Below are 19,411 nucleotides of genomic sequence, written 5' to 3' on the forward strand. Positions count from 1 at the left end.
CGCTCATTCCAAGCCTTAAAACCAAATGCGTAATTGTTATGGATAATGCTCGATTTCATAAAAACAAATGCATTCAAAAACTACTGAACAGACATGGCCATCGTATTCTATGGCTACCACCCTACAGTCCTGATCTTAATCCCATCGAGAAAAAATGGGCACAGGCAAAATTTCTACGCCAAGGGTGGATGGAGAATAATCTACCTAAACTGTTTCGTGATATGGGATGTATCTCTTTTATTCTGGATTAACTATAGCAGCTTAACTAACCAAGAGTGGCTATTGTTATCTTCTTAAACGCTCAATGAGCCAGCCTGCTAGTGGGAATGACACCATCTGTGTCAACGGAACGAGTATTATTGTTTCAATCAACACCACCACAGGCAGACTTAAATCATGGGTCACAGGCTTTAGTAACGTTAACACGATCAAAAGCGTCGGATAAAGTCCGACATATCCTACTAATATACGTATCAGTCTGTTTTTAAATGTCTCATTCATTGCATTACACCAGAAACCATTAAGTTTATCAGTAAAAAATAAGGCCACGAATGACCTTATTTCATTACTTATTTTCGTTTTTTAATTATTATTTAGAGGCTGTAGTAGATAAGGATTAAATAAATACAGCGCTACTGGGATAAATTTTGCACAGCCTCTGTCTGCGCAGGCACAGCAAGCCAGTAAAATTTACACCAGTAGCACCAGATAATAGTGGTACTTTTTCTTTTTAACTATTCTTGATAGCGCGGATAATCACTATATCCAATATCAGTACCACCATACATCGTGGCAGGATCTGCCTCATTGAGTGGCCAATTATTGGCTATGCGCTCAGGTAAATCGGGATTAGCAATAAAAGGACGACCAAAAGCAAATAAATCCCCATAACCTTTAGATAATATATCGACCGACTTCTGCACAGTGTATTTACCCGCATAAATAATACGTCCTGAAAACTCAGCTCTGACGGCTTGATAAAAAGGCTCTGGTAAATCAGGCGCGTTGTCCCAATCAGCCTCTGCGATGGATAAGTAAGCAATGCCCGCTTGTTCAAGTACTTTAATTGCTTCAATATAAGTATGATGCGGGTCTGATTCTACTAGACCTAAATACACGCGGGTCTCGTTGGTACTCGCAAATAAAGGCGCAAAACGTACGCCTAAACGATCCGCACCAACGACGTCACTGACGGCGGCGACGATCTCTTTTAAGAAACGCAGACGATTGGTCAGCGAACCCCCATATTGGTCATCACGTGTATTGCTATGCTCAGAGATAAACTGATTCACCAAATAACCATTGGCACAATGTAGCTCTACCCCATCAAAACCTGCTTCTAAGGCGTTTCGTGCGGCTGCCGCATACATAGCAACCAGCTCACCCACTTCTTCTGTACTCAATGCACGCGGCGCACTTAGATCGGCTAAAGCGCCTTCGCCTGGGCCAGTTTCAATAAATACTTTTACATTGTCAGCAGTGATGGCAGAAGGCCCGATAGGCTGATCTTGGTTCGGTTGTAAGCTGGTATGAGAGACACGGCCAACGTGCCAAAGCTGCGCAAAAATAATACTGCCTTTTTCATGTATCGCCTGCGTGACTTTTTTCCAGCCTTCGATTTGGGCTGGTGAGTGAATACCTGGCGTCCACGCGTAACCTTGACCTCTTGGCTCAATCTGCGTACCTTCAGTCACCATAAAGCCTGCTGTAGCGCGCTGTGCATAATAGCTTGCCATTAAGTCATTAGCAATATTGTCTGGTTGCGTGCTACGAGAGCGCGTCAACGGTGGCATCACGATACGGTTTTTAAGCGTATAAGGTCCAAGCGCTACAGATGAAAATAATGTACTGGTATTCGGTATAGGTTGTTTCATAACACTCTCTTGTAAAGCAAACGGATAGGCTTATTCTTTGAGCCAAGCACCCTGTTTTCAGGTTTGATTGGCGGCTTAAGCAATGTTGATAAGCATAGAGCGTTGCAGGTACAATTAGAAACAACCTATTCTTGTTTAAGATACAACTATTAATGGTGCAGATTATGAATGGTATGAACCGGCTTGATATTAAGCAGCTTAGGGTGCTTCAGTCACTACTTGATCTAAAAAATCTCTCACAAGTCGCGCGCAAAATGGGTCTGACGCAACAAGCGATTAGCGAGCAGTTGCGTAAGCTGCGTGATCTATTTGATGACCGTTTGTTTATTCGTCAAGGCAATAGCATGGTGGCAACGCCAAAGGCACTATCGATGCAGAAACCTATTGACGATATATTAAAGCAGTTGGAAGTGTTGTTAGAGCCAGAGGTATTTACGCCGCGAACCTATAAAGGTGTCTTTACGATTAGCGCGACCGACTATGCGACGCAGGCATTATTGCCACAATTGTTTCATATAACGCGCCGTGAAGCGCCTGATTTAAAATTGATCGTGCGCGACTTCGCCTTAGACAATATTAATCAGCTTATTGCAGCAGGCGAACTTGATTTGCTGATTACTTTTCCAGAGTTTATCCCTGATAACTTATCGTATGTGACGCTATTTGAAGAGCAGCACTTATGCATTACAGGTAATAAAAATGAGCTGGCGACAGAGATATTAACACTGGCGCAAATTGCCGCACACCCGCAGCTGGTGGTATCCCCTTCGCGCGCCAATTTGCGTGGCTCCCATGATCAATGGTTCGCAGAAAAAGGGCTTAAGCGCAACATTGTTATGTCAGTCCCTAGCTTTTCAGCGGTACCAGATATTCTGCACACCACCGATATGATTGCGTTTTATCCTGCGCGACTATTGCCAAACAGTAAGGTCAAAGAGATTCAGGTAGAAGCCTTACCGCCCACGTTTAAGGTAATAGCGGCATGGCATCCACGTACCAATGACAGTGGCATACACCTTTGGTTAATTGAGCAGTTAAGAAACTTATAATGTATAGGATTTGATGGCAGGGGTCAGTTTGACTGAAACCTAATCTGCTCCAATAATTGTCTAAAGCCGCTCTTACTCTATCTTTAACATCGATTTCGCCACAGCTTCGGCGACTTTAATGCCATCAATCCCTGCTGATAATATTCCACCTGCGTAGCCAGCGCCTTCGCCTGCAGGGAATAAGCCTTTGGTATTAATGCTTTGGAATTCTTTATTGCGTTTAATACTTATTGGTGACGATGTTCTGGTTTCTACCCCAGTTAGTAAACCGTCGTCAGATGAAAATCCTTTGATTTTTTTATTAAATGCTGGAATGGCTTCACGTATGGCATCCACGGCAAAATCGGGTAGTGCTTTGCTTAAGTCGGTTAAGGTAATGCCCGGTGTGTAAGACGGTTTTATATCCCCCAATTCTGAATTTGGTTTGCCTTTTAAGAAATCGCCAATGGTTTGCGCTGGTGCATTGTAGTTTTTGCCGCCTAATTCAAACGCTAAGGTTTCTAGTTGTCTTTGTAAGTCGATACCAGCAAGAGGATGGTTTGGATAATCTCGCTCTGGGTCGATGCCTACCACAATAGCACTGTTGGCGTTACGCTCGTTTCTTGAATATTGGCTCATGCCGTTAGTGACAACACGGCCTTCTTCTGATGCTGCGGCAACAACGGTTCCGCCTGGACACATACAGAAGCTATAAACAGAACGACCATTTTTACAGTGATGAACTAGTTTGTAATCCGCAGCACCCAGTATTTCGTTTCCAGCATTGTCACCAAAGCGTGCTTGGTCTATGGTTGACTGTTTATGTTCAATCCTAAAACCAATCGAGAAAGGTTTTGCTTCAATATACACGCCTTTATCATGGATCATCTCAAAAGTGTCTCGGGCGCTATGACCAACAGCAAGAACAACATGGTTAGTTTTTAAGGTTTCGCCACTATTAAGTGTCACGCCAGTTACTTTTGAGTCAGTGATATGCAAGTCGTCTACGCGAGTAGCAAAACGGACTTCCCCACCGAGTTCTATGATCTCGGCACGCATTTTTTCTACCATAGTGACTAACTTGTAAGTGCCTATGTGCGGTTTACTAACAAATAAAATTTCCTCTGGTGCGCCCGCTTTAACAAACTCGGTCATGACTTTACGACCATAATGATTTGGATCTTTCACTTGGCTATATAATTTACCGTCGGAAAAGGTACCCGCTCCACCTTCACCGAACTGTACGTTTGATTCCGTGTTTAATTTACGCTGACGCCAAAAGCCAAAAGTGTCTTTGGTGCGTTGTCTTACTTCATTACCACGTTCAATGATAATGGGTTTAAAACCCATTTGGGCAAGGGTGAGTCCTGCCAATAAACCACAAGGACCAAAGCCAATAACAACAGGACGTTCGGTTAAATTCTCTGGCGCTTCACCTACATAGTTGTAGCTGGTATCTGGTGTTGCTTTAACATGATTGTCTGACGCAAATTGAACCAGTAAATCATGGGCTAAATCCGAGTCGGTCAGTATGATATCTAGTGTATAAATTAATTGGATATTTCTTTTATTACGAGCATCATAACCACGTTTAAACATCACAAATGACGCCATTTGCTCAGCAGAAATTTTAAGTTTTGTCGTTATAGCAGTCGTTAGATCTTCAGGTGCATGATTTAATGGCAATTTAATTTCAGTTAAACGTATCATTGGTTACTCATAAACTCGTATAGAAAACTGTCTCGCATTTTACTGGTACTGATACAAATAAGCGAATAAATATTTTACTGACGTAGGGTAAATTTACGGATTTGTATTGTAATTTGAAAATAACCTCTGTCGTCACATCTGTACAGTCAAATTTGAGAGGTTTTAGTTACGCAGCCTAACGGTAAAAGTCAGACCACACCTGTCTTGGCGATTTATAGCCCAAAACCTTTTGAATCCTAGTGTCACTGCGAGCATAGCTCTTGCCTTGCGTCTCTACAAAGCAGTGCTTTGTTAGGCGCTCCTCATTATACTCAATTTCAATATATAGCCTAAAAACTCCTTAGTGTAAAAGTATTTGACTCCAGCTACATACAACCTGAGCGCTGCCTTTTCTAATTGATAATAGATATAGAAAGGTTGACATAAAATCTAAATAACGTAATAATAACGTAAATAGTAATAGTTCTCAATATCATTGTTTGTGTATAGCCTAGTTCTAGCTTACTTCTATATTTTAGTAGCTACATTACTTAATCATCTAACTAACGTTGCCTATAGTTAAGTTTTTAAACGTCGTGGCAAGCACATGACCGTTATAACCTGTATAGATTGGATTAAGACTTTATGGCTCAACCTTTTGCTCAAGACAATACCGATAAAATCCCGCTAGTTTCTGCCGATAAAGCCCAATTTATTCATCATGTCAATGAAGAGCATCAAGATGAACTGGCTATGTTTATCAATGCATTCACGACTACGTCAATCAGCGATGACGCTATAACATCGATAGCAGAACTATATCTCGATGGCATGCTATTAGAAATAACGACGATTAATAACAACAATGACGTCAACGCCCTTCAAAATAACAGCACTAACAATAAGATAAACGATGGAGGTTTATCTTATCCCAGTAGACAATACTTCATTGCTTTTACTGACCCTATTAGTGAATCAATCTCGTTGCAAGAGCAATATATAATCTTGCTGCAAGCAGCAGCTAAAAAGCTCGGTAAGCGTACGATAAAACTGCAACAGCAGCTCTTTACTGTGCTTGATGGGTATTATGCCAGTCCTAATATGTACCGTTTGGTGGTCACCGCTCCTGATAATGCACCTCTTAACCATGCCGGTTATGGTTATTTATTTGAGCTAGATTCAGCTTTAAACTCAGTATCTGTCAAACAAAACGACTCAGATGACAGCGATAGCGATAGCGATAAAATTTTACAGCGTTACTATACGTTAAGAAAAGCATGGCAAGAGTCCAATAACTCGCCAGTTCGAGCGTGGATAGACGTTTATATTCATGGCAATACCGCAGGAGGTAACTGGGCACACGCTTTGGACAGTGGTATGCAAATAAAAAGTGTGCGCGAATATCCCGAAAAGATAGAACACCTCACTGAAGGTCAATGTTTGCTCATCTGTGATGAAACGTCCTTACCGACTGTGGCCAATCTGCTAGAGAACTGGCAAAACCCCTTGCCGCCCCTTGTTATTGTGATTACCAACGATGCAGACGATATGAGCTATATCCATAATCTCGATTTAAGTGAGCAATTACGCCGTGATAAAGATTTCATGGCAGAAAATTTACATCATATTATAAATAAGCCGACAGTTGACCTCACAGAACAAATAATGGAGGTGTTAAACGCCAAACTAGCAAGCCTACCAGTCACTATTGCTAAAGTATGGGGCGCACTCGAAGCAACCAATACCAAGTCATTGAGGCAGCAGTTAAAGTCAACGCTGGGTTTATCACGTCAGGATATGGTGTTAAAAGTATATTGGCGCGCTCAATAATAGCGAGACAATACTCAAGCACTTAATAATAGCACTTAATAATAGCACTTAATAATAGCACTTAATGAGAGCACTTAATGAGAGCATCGCACCCCTATCAACAAATGAAAATAAAAATCATTTGCATTATTGAATGCTTATTCTTTAGAATAGCCCCTTTATTTTAGACCATTGACTATGATGTACATCAACGATTTAGGCTTAACCCGTCAAAAGAAAGTATTGCTGCATCCCACTTCTTTTAAGATTGAACCGAGAAAGCTATATGCCTTAATTGGTCATAATGGTTCTGGTAAGTCGAGCCTTATCAAAGCGATGGCAGGAGAGATGACACCGACGCAAGGTGACGTCCATATTAATGAGCACAATCTACGAGATTTTTCTGCTAAAGCTTTAGCGCAGAATCTTGCCTACTTGCCACAAAACTTGCCTGACGCGGGTGCGTTTACGGTCTATGAGCTGGTGATGCTCGGTCGATACCCCCATCAAAAATGGCTACAAAAACCCACTGCACAAGATCATGAGCATGTCGATAATGCAATCAAGCTCACCCAAGTCCAAGCCTTTAGATACCGCCAAGTGTCTACCTTGTCTGGCGGTGAACGCGCACGCGTGTGGTTAGCCATGTGCTTGGCACAGCAGACCGAATACTTACTATTGGATGAACCGTTAGCGGCACTCGATGTGGTTTATCAAGTTGAAGTTTTAAAGCTAATTCGTCAATTGGTTGATGAACAAGGCTTAGGTGTGGTCATTATCTTGCATGACCTCAATCTAGCAGCAAGGTTCTGTGATGAGTTCATTGCCTTAAAACAAGGCAAGCTGTGCCATATGGGCGATGTCGCAAGTACCATGCAACAAGAGGTGCTCCATTCAATATTTGGGGTAGACTTCACGCTATTAACCCACCCTGTCACTAGCCATAAAGTAGCCGTTATATGAGGTACTATCAGACGCAAAGATGCTTTTTGATCTCTTTCATGTTTATCTCTACGGCACTGATTTCATGTTTACTATTAAGTAGTTGCCAGTCATCTGATGCTACACCGATTCCATCATCTAACCAAAACAGCCCAGCTTTACCTAAAGTAATGACACCCGATTGGGGCATTGCCGCGACGCTAACTGGTATGGGTTACCCGCCCATTGCTATGGGTGATAAATCTATATATAGAGAATGGGTGGGCAAACCGACCATACCTGCCATCACAAAAGATGTGGGCACACGCTATCAACCCAATCCTGAGATGTTCTCTCAGCTAGATTTAGATATGGTGATAGACAGCTCATTTTATGAACATCTGCGTCCTATGTACGGCGATTTACCTATTCATTCTATTGCGCTTGATAGTTCTAATAAAATCGCTACTTGGAAAGATTTTATAGAACCCACGCTAAAATTGGGAGAGTATATTGGTCAACCTCAAGCAGCACAGACCTATTTAGACAGAAGTAAAAATGAGATAAAACAAGCAGGACAGATTTTCCGCACGCGTTATCCTCATATTAGAAAATTGGCTGTCGTACAGTTTGCCGATACTGATAATTTACGCATGTATTCACAAAATAGCTTATTTGCACCGGCTTTAGCTGAAATGGGACTAGACTTAATAACATTGGGAGACGGGAATCAATGGGGCTTTGCGCCTGTTATGCTAGGAGATTTGGCACAACTTGATAACGACACTTGCCTCGTTGTTGTTGAACCCATCAGCGACCTTCTGAAGCTGAAATTGAAAGATAGCTTAGTATGGCAGCGACTCGGTTATTCCTTTGATAAAGACCGTCAACACGCTAACGAAGGACGTTGTCTTACCTTGCTACCCCCCACATGGATTAATGGTGGTATTGCTTCCATGACCGTCTTAGCTGAACGCTTAACGACTGCCAGTTTTGTAGGCGATACCGATCTATGATGATTAAAAATAATTTTTCGTCTGCTAACCGCATCTATATTATGGTTATCCTTTTGTTAATGCTGGTAATAGTCAGCAGCTACGCAGTGATACATCAGCTATGGCAACTGTCTTTCATCGAACTGTTTACACCGTCATTTGACTTGTCCCTTAAGGACATGAGCGCCCAGCTACAAATAGTACCGACTATGTTGGTAGCCTCAACTGCCGGTGGTCTCTTAGGGCTAGTGAGTGTGCTGTTGCAACAGTTGGTGAAAAATACCCTTGCCTCAGACACGACATTAGCAGTAGGTAGTGGCGCAAACATGGCGTTGCTGATTATCACTTTGTTTCTGCCTAGTTTGAGTCTAGGAGGAAGCTTTTGGGTCGCTTTTATCGGGGCGCTCAGTAGTATGGCGATTGTATTCATTTTAGCCGCTCCTAGTCGTATGAACCCTTTGGTATTAGTGCTGGGAGGCTTAGTCACCAATATTCTCTTGGGTGCTATTGCCGCCCTATTATTAATCTACTACTCTGAAGAAGCCTTAAATGTCATGGTGTGGGCGGCGGGCAGCCTCACTCAGAATAATTGGCAAGTATCTGTCCTATTAACAGTCGCTAGTGTGGCCGCTTTTGTCAGCTTAATACCTCTGTTAAAGCCCTTAGAAATAATGAGCTTAGACGATCGACAAGCAAAGAGTTTGGGCGTCCCTGTTAATGTCATTCGTGGATTAGTAATAGGACTAGTGGCGATACTGACTGCCCTTGTGGTTAGCCGTGTAGGCCCTATAGGTTTTATTGGTTTGGGTGCCGCCACGCTTGTTAACGTGTTTTCTGTCAGGCGTATTGGTTATCGTCTGCTATTAGGTTATGGTTTTGGCGCACTTTTATTATGGATTACTAGTAATGCGACAACGCTACTACAACATTATCTGAGCTTAAATATTCCTGCTGATGCGATGACGGCACTGCTCGGTGCGCCATTGGTCATATGGCTAATAGTCACCCAAAGCCGCCAACATGCCGATGAGGTTATGCCATCCCTTATCTCTGAACGCCGTAATGTTCATTTGATTCGCTGGGGTGTGGCCTTGGTACTGCTAGTAGTAGGCATATTGGTCTTTACTGCAACTGCAAATGGCTGGCAACTAAGTGCCGTATGGGACTTAATTATTGATTTCAGATTACCGCGTACCTTAAGTGCTGCCGCAACCGGAGTGATGTTAGCCACTGCTGGCGTACTACTACAAACGCTAACTCGCAATCCTATGGCCAGCCCTGAAGTCTTGGGTATTAGCTCAGGTTCAGCGATAGGTGTGGTATTGGCATTTGTTTTCCTGCCTCAATTTGGCTATATCGGTATTGTGTTGTCAGGATTATTGGGCGCCTCTATCGTACTTAGTCTAATCCTTTGGCTGGCCCGTAGAGTAAATTCGGCTTATTTACTGTTGATTGGTGTTGCCATTGCCGCTTTGATGGGCGGTCTATTAAGTCTCGTAAAAATCTCTGGTGACCAAAGACTCCAAGCCGTTCTGAGCTGGCTATCCGGCTCTACTTATCTTGCAAATCCTGAGACTGCATGGCTGCTTGTCATATTTGCGTTGGTACTTTTTTTATTGAGTTTTATGCTTATAAAACCATTAGAGATATTAAGTTTAGGGAGCGGCGTGGCGCGCGAGCTTGGGGTGCCATTGAGACTCTTTCAAAGTTTGATATTAATTCTCGTAGCAGCGCTTAGCACGATATCGACGTTGGCAGTGGGACCACTTAGCTTTGTGGGTCTGATGATTCCGCACCTTGCCACTACCTTAGGAGCCGTTCAACTTAAGCGCCAATTGCAACTGGCGGCTATTTTAGGCGCAGGTCTAATGGTACTCGCTGACTGGATCGGTCGTTATATCATATTCCCTTACGAGATACCGGCGGGCACCATTGCTGCTATTATCGGTGGCGCTTATTTCTTATATCTGATGCGGCGTATCAGAGCCTGACCAGTATAAGTCGGTCTGGGTGATGTCTTAATAATTTTGAGACATCGCAGTGACAGATCAAAGTAATGGCTTACGATTTTTAAAAATTAAGATTTTAAAAAAATATTTTAAATTAATGTAGCAGTACTATTGTAATGAAAATGATTATCATTATAATAGTCATTTAACTTACATATCGGTAACATCCATGCAACTGTCTCGCTTATATGCTGCTCTATTTTGCCTTAAACCATTGAGCAGAGCTCGTCATCCCCTTTCAGTGAAATCGTTGAGTCTATCCTGCTTATCCACTTCTGTTGTTCTATTTGCTGTTAGCCAAACAGCATGGGCACAAACAGATCTAAATACGGATAAGCAGTCCACGGAGCCGAGTGTTGTTCTTGATACTATTGTGGTTACTAGCAGTGCAGATGCCTCTGCTGACGGGTTACCATCAGCTTATGAGGGCGGGCAAGTTGCTACAGGGAGCCGTGTGGGGCTATTGGGCAATCAAGATATTATGGATACTCCGTTCTCTACCACGTCATATACCAATGAATATATCACCAATCAACAAGCACAAAGTGTCGGCGACCTTCTCAAAAAGGACCCAACAGTGCGTGTTGCAAGAGGTTTTGGTAACTTTCAAGAAGCTTATATCATACGCGGATTTGTGACCACATCAGATGATACGATGTTTAACGGTTTGTACGGTATATTACCTAGGCAATATATCGCCACTGAATTGTTCGAACGTGTTGAAGTTCAGCGCGGTGCATCTGCCATGCTTAATGGCGCATCGCCAGGTGGCGGTACCGCAGGTGGTACTATTAATCTGTTGCCGAAACGCGCGTCTAATGACCCGCTTCGTCAACTGACTGTGGGTTATGGCGCAGGCGATCAAGGCAAAGTTGCCGTAGACGTTAGTGACCGTTTTGGTACTGATGATTCTTTTGGCGTACGATTTAACGCCGCCTATCAAGACGGTGATAGTGCTATCGATGACGAGTCATCAACCTTAGGTCTAGCAGCACTTGGTTTAGATTATAGAGGTGACCAATATCGATTATCAGCAGATTTGGGCTGGCAAAACAACAAACTCAAAGAAACTCGGCCTAATGTGACTCTTGATGGTGTTGCAAGAGTACCAGATGCACCAGACGGATCAAAAAACTGGGCGCAGCCTTGGACTTACTCAAATGAAGAAGACCTATTTGGTACTCTTAGAGCGGAGTACGATTTTAGTGACAACATCACAGCTTACGGCGCTTACGGTATTAGGCGTGGAGAGGAAGCCAACTCTTTAGCGGGCCTGACGGTAACAAATACTGATGGTACTGGCTCTACTTATCGCTTTGATAACACCCGTGAAGATAGCGTCCAAAGTGCTGAGCTGGGCGTACGCGGGCAATTGAAGTTCGGTAACACCGCTCATAACTGGGTAGTCTCCACCGACCTGTATGACCAAGAAGAAAAAGGCGCCTACGGTTTTGATTTTGGTAACCAACTCGCCACTAATTTATATCGCCCTACTGATTATCCTGATAACAGCTGGTCAGATACGGCATTTTTTGGTGGTCACTTAGATGATCCAAAATTAACGAATGAAAAGCAATTTCAAAGTTTTGCCCTAGCTGACACCATATCTATGTTAGATGACAAGCTAAAAGCCACCTTAGGCGTGCGTCATCAAAATATAAAAACGACCAGTTACGATTTTAATACTCAGGCCAAAACTACCGAATATGATAAAAATGAATGGACACCTAGTGTCGGTCTTGTTTATCAGCCAAGTATAGACTGGTCTGTTTATGGTAACTATATTGAAAGCTTAGCTCCAGGGGCAACGGCTCCTCTAAGCAATAATGATGGCACCATAAGCAATGGTGGTCAAAGTTTAGACCCTTATGTGAGCAAGCAAACCGAAGTCGGTGTTAAGTATGACAATGGCATTATTGGCAGTAGTTTTGCTTTATTCCGTACAGACGAGCCGCGTGCTTACGTTAATGACAGCAACACCTTTGTAGCCGCTGGTGAGAATCGCCACCAAGGGGCTGAGTTATCGGTATTTGGTAGTCCTAGTGAAAACATGCGCCTCATCGCTGGCGTGAGCTACTTAAATGCCCAACAGAACGACACAGGTGATGTCGCGTTAGATGGTAATAGAGTCATCGGTATTCCTAAACTGCAAAGCAACGTCAACCTAGAATATGATGTCGCCGCACTCTCAGGATTAACGGTAACTGGCGATATTATTCACACGGGCGCACGTTACGCAGATGCCACGAATACTTTAAAAGTCGACGGTTATACCACATTAGATATAGGTGCCCGCTATCGGACTATGCTAGCAGGACAAGACGTGACGCTAAAAGGTGTGGTCACCAACGTGACGGGTGAAGATTATTGGCAATCTGTTGGTGGTCTGCCAGGCTATGGTTATCTAAATGCTGGCGAACCCACTGCCTTAAAAGTATCAGCCACTTTCGACTTTTAAGCCGAATTCATTAAAGTACATTCATTAAAGTACATTCGTTAAAGCACATTCGTTAAAGTCTGTTTATGACATTTGAATAAAAGGGATTAGGACCTACCTACTCCCTTTTATGCTTTTAAAGATACGTAAAACAGATACGTGAAATTTATTCTATTATTGAGCTCTTATGTCTTCTCGTACCTCATCTTCTTTATATCATCTGATTTGGGTTCAATATCGCCTGCCCTTTCTCAAAGTCATCTTGCTTAACCTAGTGAATGCAGCAGTCAGTGTTGGCATCATTGCTTATATTAACCACACCTTTATCAGTCAGCCCGTTTTCAACACCTTATCATGGGTGAGTTTAGGCTATTTTACAGTATTAGTGCTGCTGCTGCTAATCACTACGTTCATATCACAATATGCCTTAACCCGTTTAGGTCACAAATTTGTTTATGAGCTCAGAACCAAGCTAGTTAAACAAATTATCGACACTAAGGTGCCTCAGATAGACCATTTGGGGAGCGCGCGGTTATTAGCCAGTCTCTCATCAGACATTCAATCTATTACAGTTGCCTTTGTAAGGATGCCGGAATTGGTTCAAGGGATTATTTTATCTATTGGGGTCGCCCTTTATCTAGGCTGGCTATCATTGCCATTACTGCTTATCATCATGTTTTGGATTGCGATGACGATTTGGATAAGCACCATTTTGGTCAAGCATGTCTATCATCATCTGACAACATTAAGAGAAATTAACGACGATTTATATCAAGATTATCAGTCAATAATAGAAGGACGTAAAGAGCTGGCGCTAAATCATCATCGCGCCGAAAAACTCTACAAAGATGATTTTTTAAGTCATGCCAAATCCTACCAAGCGCGTATTATTAAAGCAGATACGTTCCATCTATCCGCCGTGAATTGGTCTAATATCATGATGTTTGCAGCGATTGGCCTAGTATTTGCCGTATCAAGTCAGCTTGATATATCAATGGGCGTCGCGACCACTTTTTCCTTAACTATTTTATTTATGCAATCCCCACTACTCCATGCCGTAGGTGCTTATCCGACCTTACAAACGGCCCAAGTCGCCTTAGATAAAATCCACTCTTTAGCACTCAGTGACTATAAACCAGAGTTCATTACTGATGCTGCTATAAAAGACTGGCAATCCATATCGCTGACAGATATTGGCTATCGCTACGGTGATACTAACAATGATTCAAAAGGCTTAGCGGCTGAAAATCGTGGTTCCTCTACTGACATATTAAGTAATATTAATCTTACTCTTAACCGTGGCGACGTGGTCTTTTTGATAGGGGCTAATGGTAGCGGTAAGTCTACTTTAGCGAAGATAATTACAGGGATTTTTACCCCTACCACAGGGTTTGTGAGAGTTGATCAACAAACCATTTCAGAAGTAAATAATGTTGATTATAGGCAGCTATTTTCTGCTATTTTTAGCGATCAGCATCTGTTTAAACAGCTGGTAGGCAGTCGAGGTAATGACCCTGACATGACGCTAGTGACGTCTTGGCTGCATAAACTAAACTTACAAGATAAAATCAGTGTCACCGATGGCCATTTATCAACAGACAAATTATCGCAGGGACAGCGCAAACGGTTGGCGATGTTACTCTCAGTAGCCGAACAAAAGGACATTTTATTACTGGATGAATGGGCCGCTGATCAAGATCCTGCTTTTCGCCGAGTGTTCTATCAAACGTTAATCCCTGAATTAAAAGCGATGGGTAAAACCTTATTTATTATCAGCCATGATGACGGTTATTTTGAGCATGCTGACCGCTTATTACTAATGAAACAAGGCAAACTGACAGAATTAAACGAGGAACAGCGACAGCGTGCCAGTGCTGATGCCATATCTATGTTGAACTGAATTTGACTAGCATGAGGCACCTAATGGTGGCAAAAGAAAGGAGCGATTCTATAAGACGTCGCCTCATTTTTTCACAATCATTATTAATTGGCTTGATGAAATCTAATCATTTGTTTCAATAGCTTTTGCAAAAATGAAAAGCGAGATATTAACAAAAAGTCTAATAATCCAATGACGACACTAGCAATGATTGCCGTTGGGAAAATGATGGCCACGACAAGTAAAGGAATGGCAAGCAGCCACCATACAGAAAAACGGAGATCACGCGCTGGTGGATTTAATCCAACCATATCACTGCTATTACGAGGGCGGCGTTGCCACCACATGACATAACCGCTCATACAAATGGCAATAATCGATAGGCAAAACAAAACGTTGGCTAACACGCTTCATACACCAAGTATCCCCATGTGTATGGCGGCACCTGCTGCCATGCATTTGCCAAAGGCATTGTAATCATTGTAGCGGATATCTGCCAAAACCTTACCTGAATAACGGTCAATTGCACCGTACGGTCAGCCGTTGGGCTTTTCATATCGTAGCTCGTGGAGTCTTGGCTAATGGTTCACACCCCAGTCGCACCTTGTGGCATATTCAACTGATAACGTCTTGCCAAACCAATAAATAACAATAAAAAAGCCCTTAATGACTAAGATTAAGAGTCACTTTTTAAAAGCTTAGAATGTATCCACTCTAACTAAATCAGAGTGTATGGCTTGATTTTTACTCATAAACAACAAAAATACTGATAACACAATCCTTACTTCTCAGATAGAAATATCATAGTTTTTAGGATATAGCATTATCAACGATAAGCATTGTAAATATCAAAGCGATGGTCTTCGTTAGACATAAAAAAACGAAAGAACCGGAGAGTTATCTTTCGTTTAGGACTCGCTTAGCTATACTTAGTTACAACTCATGCCAGTATAGAAAATACAACACTACAGTGCGGCGTGGGTTAAGTCATATCGTAACACCTAGACAAACACGCTCTTCCTTGCTTTATTTTTTTATAGTTTATTAAGTTGATTAACATACCACTACATCATCTCCTTACTAATACAATCGTTCTTATGCAATGCATTATAGAGCTTTGTCTCTGCAACCTTTATCAATGCCTCACGCTTAGCATAATCGTAACTTTGGGCAGCATTGCTATCAAATAATCGGTCTTGATTGTTCTCTTCTTGCCATCCAATGATACTCTGCAAAAGCTGGGCACAATAAGCTTCGTGCGCCTCATCAAATAAGGGCGTATCAGCGATAGGTGCACTACCAATATCATCTGCGACCGTAGTGATTGCTAACATCATGATGGCGTCAAAACTTTGCTGACTAACTTTTATATCACTTTGCTTTTTTGTGGCGAACATCATTTTCCCCGCTGTTTTATACTTAAGAATTTATAACTCGCTATACTAGGTTTTTGATGTGACAAACTAATGACATCATCACAATGACTTGTAATTAATTATAGCTTTTAACTGAACCGCCCCGGTATTGCCGGAGGCTCAACAATCTTAGAGAATACGAAACTACACCCCCGAGTTCAAAGAACGCGTCGTTCGCATGTTGATTGAAGCAGCGAGCGACTATCCCTCTACATGGTCGGCTATTCAAGCTATAGCGCCAAATATTGGTTGCAGTCCTGAAACGCTATGGTCATGGTACAAGAAGCATGTTGAGAAAAGCATACCAGCTTTTGTACAAGCGCAAAGCTAAGAGCAACGTATTAAAGAGCTTAAGCAAGCCAATGAGATTATACGCAAGGCGGCGGCTTTTTTCGCCCAGGCGGAGCTCGACCGCACACACAAGTAATGGTTGAGTTTATTGACCACAATAAACACCAGTACGGGGCCGTAGCCATCTGTAGAGCTCTACCGATTGCCTCATCAACCTATTACCGTGAGAAATATTTAGTTAATAATCCAGAAAAGCGCTCACTGCGCAGTTAGCATGACGACTTTTATATCAACGAGATTAAACGTATTTGGACAGATAGCAAATGCCACTATGGTGCGCGAAAATTCTGGCAGCAGATGAAAGCGGATGGCGCTCATGTGGCTCGCTGTATCGTAGGACGGTTAATGAAGAATCAAGGATTGCAAGAGTTTTAGCGTGGTAAAGGTAAGATAATCACTAACAGCCGAGACGATCAGTTATGGGCTGATGACTTTGTCAATCGTAACTTTAGCGCCCATCGTCCCAATCCTTGCAAAGCAGTGCTTCTCAGGATTGCTGACTTCATCTATATCAAGATGATTAGTAGCTGGGTCTATACCGCTTTTGTTATTGATGTGTTTGCTCGCGCTATCGCCGGCTGGAAAGTATCAAAGCGTATGAACACGGATATGGTGATGGCAGCGTTAAATCAAGCAATAATAGATAGAAACAAGCTCAAAAACGTGATTCATCATAGTGATAGATGGGTTCAGTATTTATCCATTCGCTACACCGATAAAATGACTGACTCTGGCGTTATCGCTTCTGTTAGCACGACTGGTGATTCGTACGATAATGCATTGGCTAAAACGGTCAACGGGCTTTATAAGTCTGAGGTGATTGAATATCTAAAGAAAAACTGGACTGGAGTTAATGATGTTGAACTGGCAACCCTTAAATAGGTGGCATTTCGAGCACAGCTCTCGTCTTGCGAAGCTAAATCGATAATTAATCGATTTTTAACGCTTCTCAGGTTTAATAAAATACGACTGCATAGCATGATTGGTTATGTATCGCCTTTTGAATTTAAAAAGCGGTATTATGATAATTTAATCCTGTCAGGCATCGCTGCCTGACTCAAATAAATCAACCTCCGATATACTCGGGGCGGTTCACAAACGCACTATAGGGAGATAGGATATGCCACACCTTCGATCAAATCGCCAAGATAACCGCTCCAAACGCTATCTAGTCAGCATAATCTTGCTAGGTTTACTAGCGAGTACTGTGCCTAGCACACAAGCAGCTACCCCCACAAAGGCAACTTCGACCAGTAAATCCGCTATAAAAAAACCTGTCAAGCTAATCACGGATGTCACCACTTATGCCGAGCGTGATTGGCGCTCAGATGATGGAAATTTCTTATTAACGATATATTCAGGGATATGGAACCCGCATGGCACGTTATTTTATTTAAACAAAGAGGGCGGTGTTTCGGTTGAGGGTTTTCAGAAAGGATTAAATATCACCTTAAAATCATATGATCCAGAGATTGGTCTAGAGGCTCCGCCAGAATATGCCATCGATGGCACGCTAAATCTGCGTAATAATACTTTGGTAGGAACAGTCACCCACTATTCTGAGGGCGAAGCGACAATCAAAAAAACCACTTTTACCCCAGCGATTCCTATTAAAACCTACCCACAGTTTGTCTTTAAATATTATGGCGTTGACAATGATCTTTGGTATCGCTCTACCATTACTCAAGTGGATGTCATTAATAAAGATACCAAAAAAGTAGTGCAGAAGTTAACGGGGTTTGAAGCATCTGCGTACAGTACCAGATACGTAGACATGAACTACGACGGCTATTTTGATCTGGTATTGAACACCGCAGAAGGCGATCACAGTGAAAAATATATTTACTGGCTCTATGATCCACAGAGTAAAAAGTTTGTGCGTAATAAAACGTTGGAGACAGTTTTAGGCTACGCGACACGTTATCCGCATAAGCAACTGGCGCGCTTTAAAGACGACACGCTTAAACGTGTAGATGGTCAATGGAAAAGAGTACCTTGCTGTTAGGCAGGCTAGATATATACTGCTGCAGATGTCTGTTACCTATTTTGGACGGGATATATCTTGATTAAAAACCTTAATGACGGCGCAGTTCTTTCACATTTAGCCTATCATAAGCTTTGCAGCCTTTTGCATAATCGTTATTACAAGCGATTTGATACCACTCTTGTGCTTCGATTTTATCCTTAGCAACGCCTTTTCCTGCTTCATACATGACCCCAAGGCGATACTGAGCATCGGCATCATCTTGATCTGCAGCGTCTTGGTACCACTTCAGTGCCTTGTTATAATCTTGACTGACCCCTTCCCCTTCCTCAAACATAAGACCTAAATTATATTGTGCGTCTGAAAAACCTTGCTCCGCAGCTTTTTGATACCATTCAACAGCCTTCTCATAGTTTTGAAGTAAGGCCACCCCTTGGTAATAGCTTATTCCCATATTATACTGACCGACTGCTTCTCCTTGGTTGGCAGCCTTCGAATACCACTCAAGGGCTTTAGCATAACTTTGAGTAACCCCTTTACCACTATAGTACATCGATCCAAGGGTGGCTTGAGCCGACGCATAACCTTGGTTAGCAGCTTTTAGATACCACTCAACCGCCTTTGCATTATCTTCTGGCATACCATGCGCGTTTTTATACATCCAACCAAGATTATATTGCGCGTTTGCATATCCTTGATTAGCAGACTTTTGGTACCACTTAAAGGCTTGGGCATAATCTTGCTCTACTTCCTCGCCGTAGTCGTACATTAGCGCAAGGCGATACTGGGCATCAGCATACCCTTGTTCCGCTTTAAGCTTAGTGGTTGCAAAGTCTGCGGCTATGACTGGCACAGCTAGTACAAACCATAAAGCTAAAATCATCATTGTATGGATAACAATCGTTTTCAGCCTAGAGTCAGCCATGGCTTATCCTTAATAATAAAGATACTTATAACAAAAATACTTATAATGATAAATCTTTTGCCTACTTACAGCGGATTGCTCAACACTTTATTAAC

The 19,411-nt window shown here is 42.4% G+C and carries 16 protein-coding genes, 1 pseudogene and 1 other annotated feature; of the genes and pseudogenes, 10 read left to right on the forward strand and 7 right to left on the reverse strand.

Going from position 1 to position 19,411, the window contains the following annotated elements; genetic code table 11:
* A partial coding sequence (locus WAZ74_RS07490; RefSeq protein WP_422307421.1) for a transposase occupies positions 1-251 on the forward strand: 251 nt, incomplete at its 5' end.
* A 34-nt stretch (positions 252-285) separates the two neighbouring features.
* Here the strand turns inward: WAZ74_RS07490 and WAZ74_RS07495 are convergent.
* Both WAZ74_RS07495 and WAZ74_RS07500 read right to left on the reverse strand, forming a co-directional pair.
* Positions 286-501, reverse strand: a complete 216-nt coding sequence (locus WAZ74_RS07495) for a hypothetical protein (protein ID WP_422307423.1) — start codon at positions 499-501, stop codon at positions 286-288.
* Between the two features lie 233 nt (positions 502-734).
* Positions 735-1,874 carry an alkene reductase gene (locus WAZ74_RS07500; protein WP_422307425.1) on the reverse strand — a complete coding sequence of 380 codons (1,140 nt, stop codon included), beginning with the start codon at positions 1,872-1,874 and terminating at the stop codon, positions 735-737.
* 164 nt (positions 1,875-2,038) lie between these two features.
* On the opposite strand from WAZ74_RS07500, the gene WAZ74_RS07505 reads away from it, so the two are divergent.
* Positions 2,039-2,923 carry a LysR family transcriptional regulator gene (locus WAZ74_RS07505; protein ID WP_422307427.1) on the forward strand — a complete coding sequence of 295 codons (885 nt, stop codon included), beginning with the start codon at positions 2,039-2,041 and terminating at the stop codon, positions 2,921-2,923.
* Positions 2,924-2,995: 72 nt separating this feature from the next.
* On the opposite strand, the gene WAZ74_RS07510 is transcribed toward WAZ74_RS07505, so the two are convergent.
* The gene (locus WAZ74_RS07510) at positions 2,996-4,612 is read right to left on the reverse strand and encodes an NAD(P)/FAD-dependent oxidoreductase (RefSeq protein WP_422307429.1); all 1,617 of its coding nucleotides are present in this window, start codon (positions 4,610-4,612) and stop codon (positions 2,996-2,998) included.
* 624 nt (positions 4,613-5,236) lie between these two features.
* Between WAZ74_RS07510 and WAZ74_RS07515 the strand changes: the two genes are divergently transcribed.
* The 6 genes from WAZ74_RS07515 to WAZ74_RS07540 all read left to right on the forward strand — a co-directional run bounded on the left by WAZ74_RS07515 (position 5,237) and on the right by WAZ74_RS07540 (position 14,662).
* Positions 5,237-6,421: a siderophore-interacting protein gene (locus WAZ74_RS07515; RefSeq protein ID WP_422307431.1), complete on the forward strand. Its 1,185-nt coding sequence runs from the start codon at positions 5,237-5,239 to the stop codon at positions 6,419-6,421.
* Positions 6,422-6,598: 177 nt separating this feature from the next.
* Positions 6,599-7,363 carry an ABC transporter ATP-binding protein gene (locus WAZ74_RS07520; protein ID WP_422307433.1) on the forward strand — a complete coding sequence of 255 codons (765 nt, stop codon included), beginning with the start codon at positions 6,599-6,601 and terminating at the stop codon, positions 7,361-7,363.
* A gap of 38 nt (positions 7,364-7,401) precedes the next feature.
* A complete protein-coding gene (locus WAZ74_RS07525; RefSeq protein WP_422307435.1) occupies positions 7,402-8,337 on the forward strand; it encodes an ABC transporter substrate-binding protein in 936 nt (311 codons plus the stop codon).
* Positions 8,334-10,307, forward strand: coding sequence for a Fe(3+)-hydroxamate ABC transporter permease FhuB (gene fhuB, locus WAZ74_RS07530; protein WP_422307437.1), 1,974 nt, complete (start codon positions 8,334-8,336; stop codon positions 10,305-10,307). Before WAZ74_RS07525 ends, fhuB begins: the two co-directional genes overlap by 4 nt.
* Positions 10,308-10,494: 187 nt before the next feature.
* Entirely contained in the window at positions 10,495-12,783 is a 2,289-nt protein-coding gene (locus WAZ74_RS07535; protein ID WP_422307439.1) for a TonB-dependent receptor, read from the forward strand.
* A gap of 166 nt (positions 12,784-12,949) precedes the next feature.
* The gene (locus WAZ74_RS07540) at positions 12,950-14,662 is read left to right on the forward strand and encodes a multidrug ABC transporter permease/ATP-binding protein (protein ID WP_422307441.1); all 1,713 of its coding nucleotides are present in this window, start codon (positions 12,950-12,952) and stop codon (positions 14,660-14,662) included.
* 83 nt (positions 14,663-14,745) lie between these two features.
* Here WAZ74_RS07540 and WAZ74_RS07545 read toward each other — a convergent pair whose 3' ends face one another.
* The 3 genes from WAZ74_RS07545 to WAZ74_RS07555 form a co-directional block, all read right to left on the reverse strand.
* A complete protein-coding gene (locus WAZ74_RS07545; RefSeq protein WP_422307443.1) occupies positions 14,746-15,048 on the reverse strand; it encodes a hypothetical protein in 303 nt (100 codons plus the stop codon).
* Positions 15,042-15,197 carry a hypothetical protein gene (locus tag WAZ74_RS07550; RefSeq protein WP_422307445.1) on the reverse strand — a complete coding sequence of 52 codons (156 nt, stop codon included), beginning with the start codon at positions 15,195-15,197 and terminating at the stop codon, positions 15,042-15,044. The genes WAZ74_RS07545 and WAZ74_RS07550 overlap by 7 nt, the downstream gene beginning before the upstream one ends.
* A 508-nt stretch (positions 15,198-15,705) precedes the next feature.
* Complete coding sequence (locus tag WAZ74_RS07555) at positions 15,706-16,038, reverse strand: hypothetical protein (protein ID WP_422307447.1); 333 nt, start codon at positions 16,036-16,038, stop codon at positions 15,706-15,708.
* Between the two features lie 196 nt (positions 16,039-16,234).
* On the opposite strand from WAZ74_RS07555, the pseudogene WAZ74_RS07560 reads away from it, so the two are divergent.
* Together WAZ74_RS07560 and WAZ74_RS07565 are read left to right on the forward strand one after the other, a co-directional pair.
* Positions 16,235-17,463, forward strand: a pseudogene (locus WAZ74_RS07560) (IS3 family transposase).
* Positions 16,441-16,557: a sequence feature (AL1L pseudoknot), on the forward strand. Its footprint overlaps the pseudogene before it by 117 nt.
* 64 nt (positions 17,464-17,527) lie before the next feature.
* Positions 17,528-18,412 carry an XAC2610-related protein gene (locus WAZ74_RS07565; RefSeq protein WP_422307449.1) on the forward strand — a complete coding sequence of 295 codons (885 nt, stop codon included), beginning with the start codon at positions 17,528-17,530 and terminating at the stop codon, positions 18,410-18,412.
* Between the two features lie 70 nt (positions 18,413-18,482).
* Here WAZ74_RS07565 and WAZ74_RS07570 read toward each other — a convergent pair whose 3' ends face one another.
* Positions 18,483-19,316, reverse strand: coding sequence for a tetratricopeptide repeat protein (locus WAZ74_RS07570; protein ID WP_422307451.1), 834 nt, complete (start codon positions 19,314-19,316; stop codon positions 18,483-18,485).
* Positions 19,317-19,411: the final 95 nt, after the last annotated feature.

Origin of the sequence: Psychrobacter sp., from assembly GCF_049295055.1 — a bacterium.
Lineage (GTDB): Bacteria > Pseudomonadota > Gammaproteobacteria > Pseudomonadales > Moraxellaceae > Psychrobacter.

Excerpts from the sequence above, each read along its gene's own strand:
- WAZ74_RS07495 (WP_422307423.1), bottom strand. The coding sequence starts at position 501 with ATGAATGAGACATTTAAAAACAGACTGATACGTATATTAGTAGGATAT.
- WAZ74_RS07500 (WP_422307425.1), bottom strand. The coding sequence starts at position 1,874 with ATGAAACAACCTATACCGAATACCAGTACATTATTTTCATCTGTAGCG.
- WAZ74_RS07505 (WP_422307427.1), top strand. The coding sequence starts at position 2,039 with ATGAATGGTATGAACCGGCTTGATATTAAGCAGCTTAGGGTGCTTCAG.
- WAZ74_RS07510 (WP_422307429.1), bottom strand. The coding sequence starts at position 4,612 with ATGATACGTTTAACTGAAATTAAATTGCCATTAAATCATGCACCTGAA.
- WAZ74_RS07515 (WP_422307431.1), top strand. The coding sequence starts at position 5,237 with ATGGCTCAACCTTTTGCTCAAGACAATACCGATAAAATCCCGCTAGTT.
- WAZ74_RS07520 (WP_422307433.1), top strand. The coding sequence starts at position 6,599 with ATGATGTACATCAACGATTTAGGCTTAACCCGTCAAAAGAAAGTATTG.
- WAZ74_RS07525 (WP_422307435.1), top strand. The coding sequence starts at position 7,402 with ATGTTTATCTCTACGGCACTGATTTCATGTTTACTATTAAGTAGTTGC.
- fhuB (WP_422307437.1), top strand. The coding sequence starts at position 8,334 with ATGATGATTAAAAATAATTTTTCGTCTGCTAACCGCATCTATATTATG.
- WAZ74_RS07535 (WP_422307439.1), top strand. The coding sequence starts at position 10,495 with ATGCAACTGTCTCGCTTATATGCTGCTCTATTTTGCCTTAAACCATTG.
- WAZ74_RS07540 (WP_422307441.1), top strand. The coding sequence starts at position 12,950 with ATGTCTTCTCGTACCTCATCTTCTTTATATCATCTGATTTGGGTTCAA.
- WAZ74_RS07550 (WP_422307445.1), bottom strand. The coding sequence starts at position 15,197 with ATGAAAAGCCCAACGGCTGACCGTACGGTGCAATTGACCGTTATTCAG.
- WAZ74_RS07555 (WP_422307447.1), bottom strand. The coding sequence starts at position 16,038 with ATGTTCGCCACAAAAAAGCAAAGTGATATAAAAGTTAGTCAGCAAAGT.
- WAZ74_RS07565 (WP_422307449.1), top strand. The coding sequence starts at position 17,528 with ATGCCACACCTTCGATCAAATCGCCAAGATAACCGCTCCAAACGCTAT.
- WAZ74_RS07570 (WP_422307451.1), bottom strand. The coding sequence starts at position 19,316 with ATGGCTGACTCTAGGCTGAAAACGATTGTTATCCATACAATGATGATT.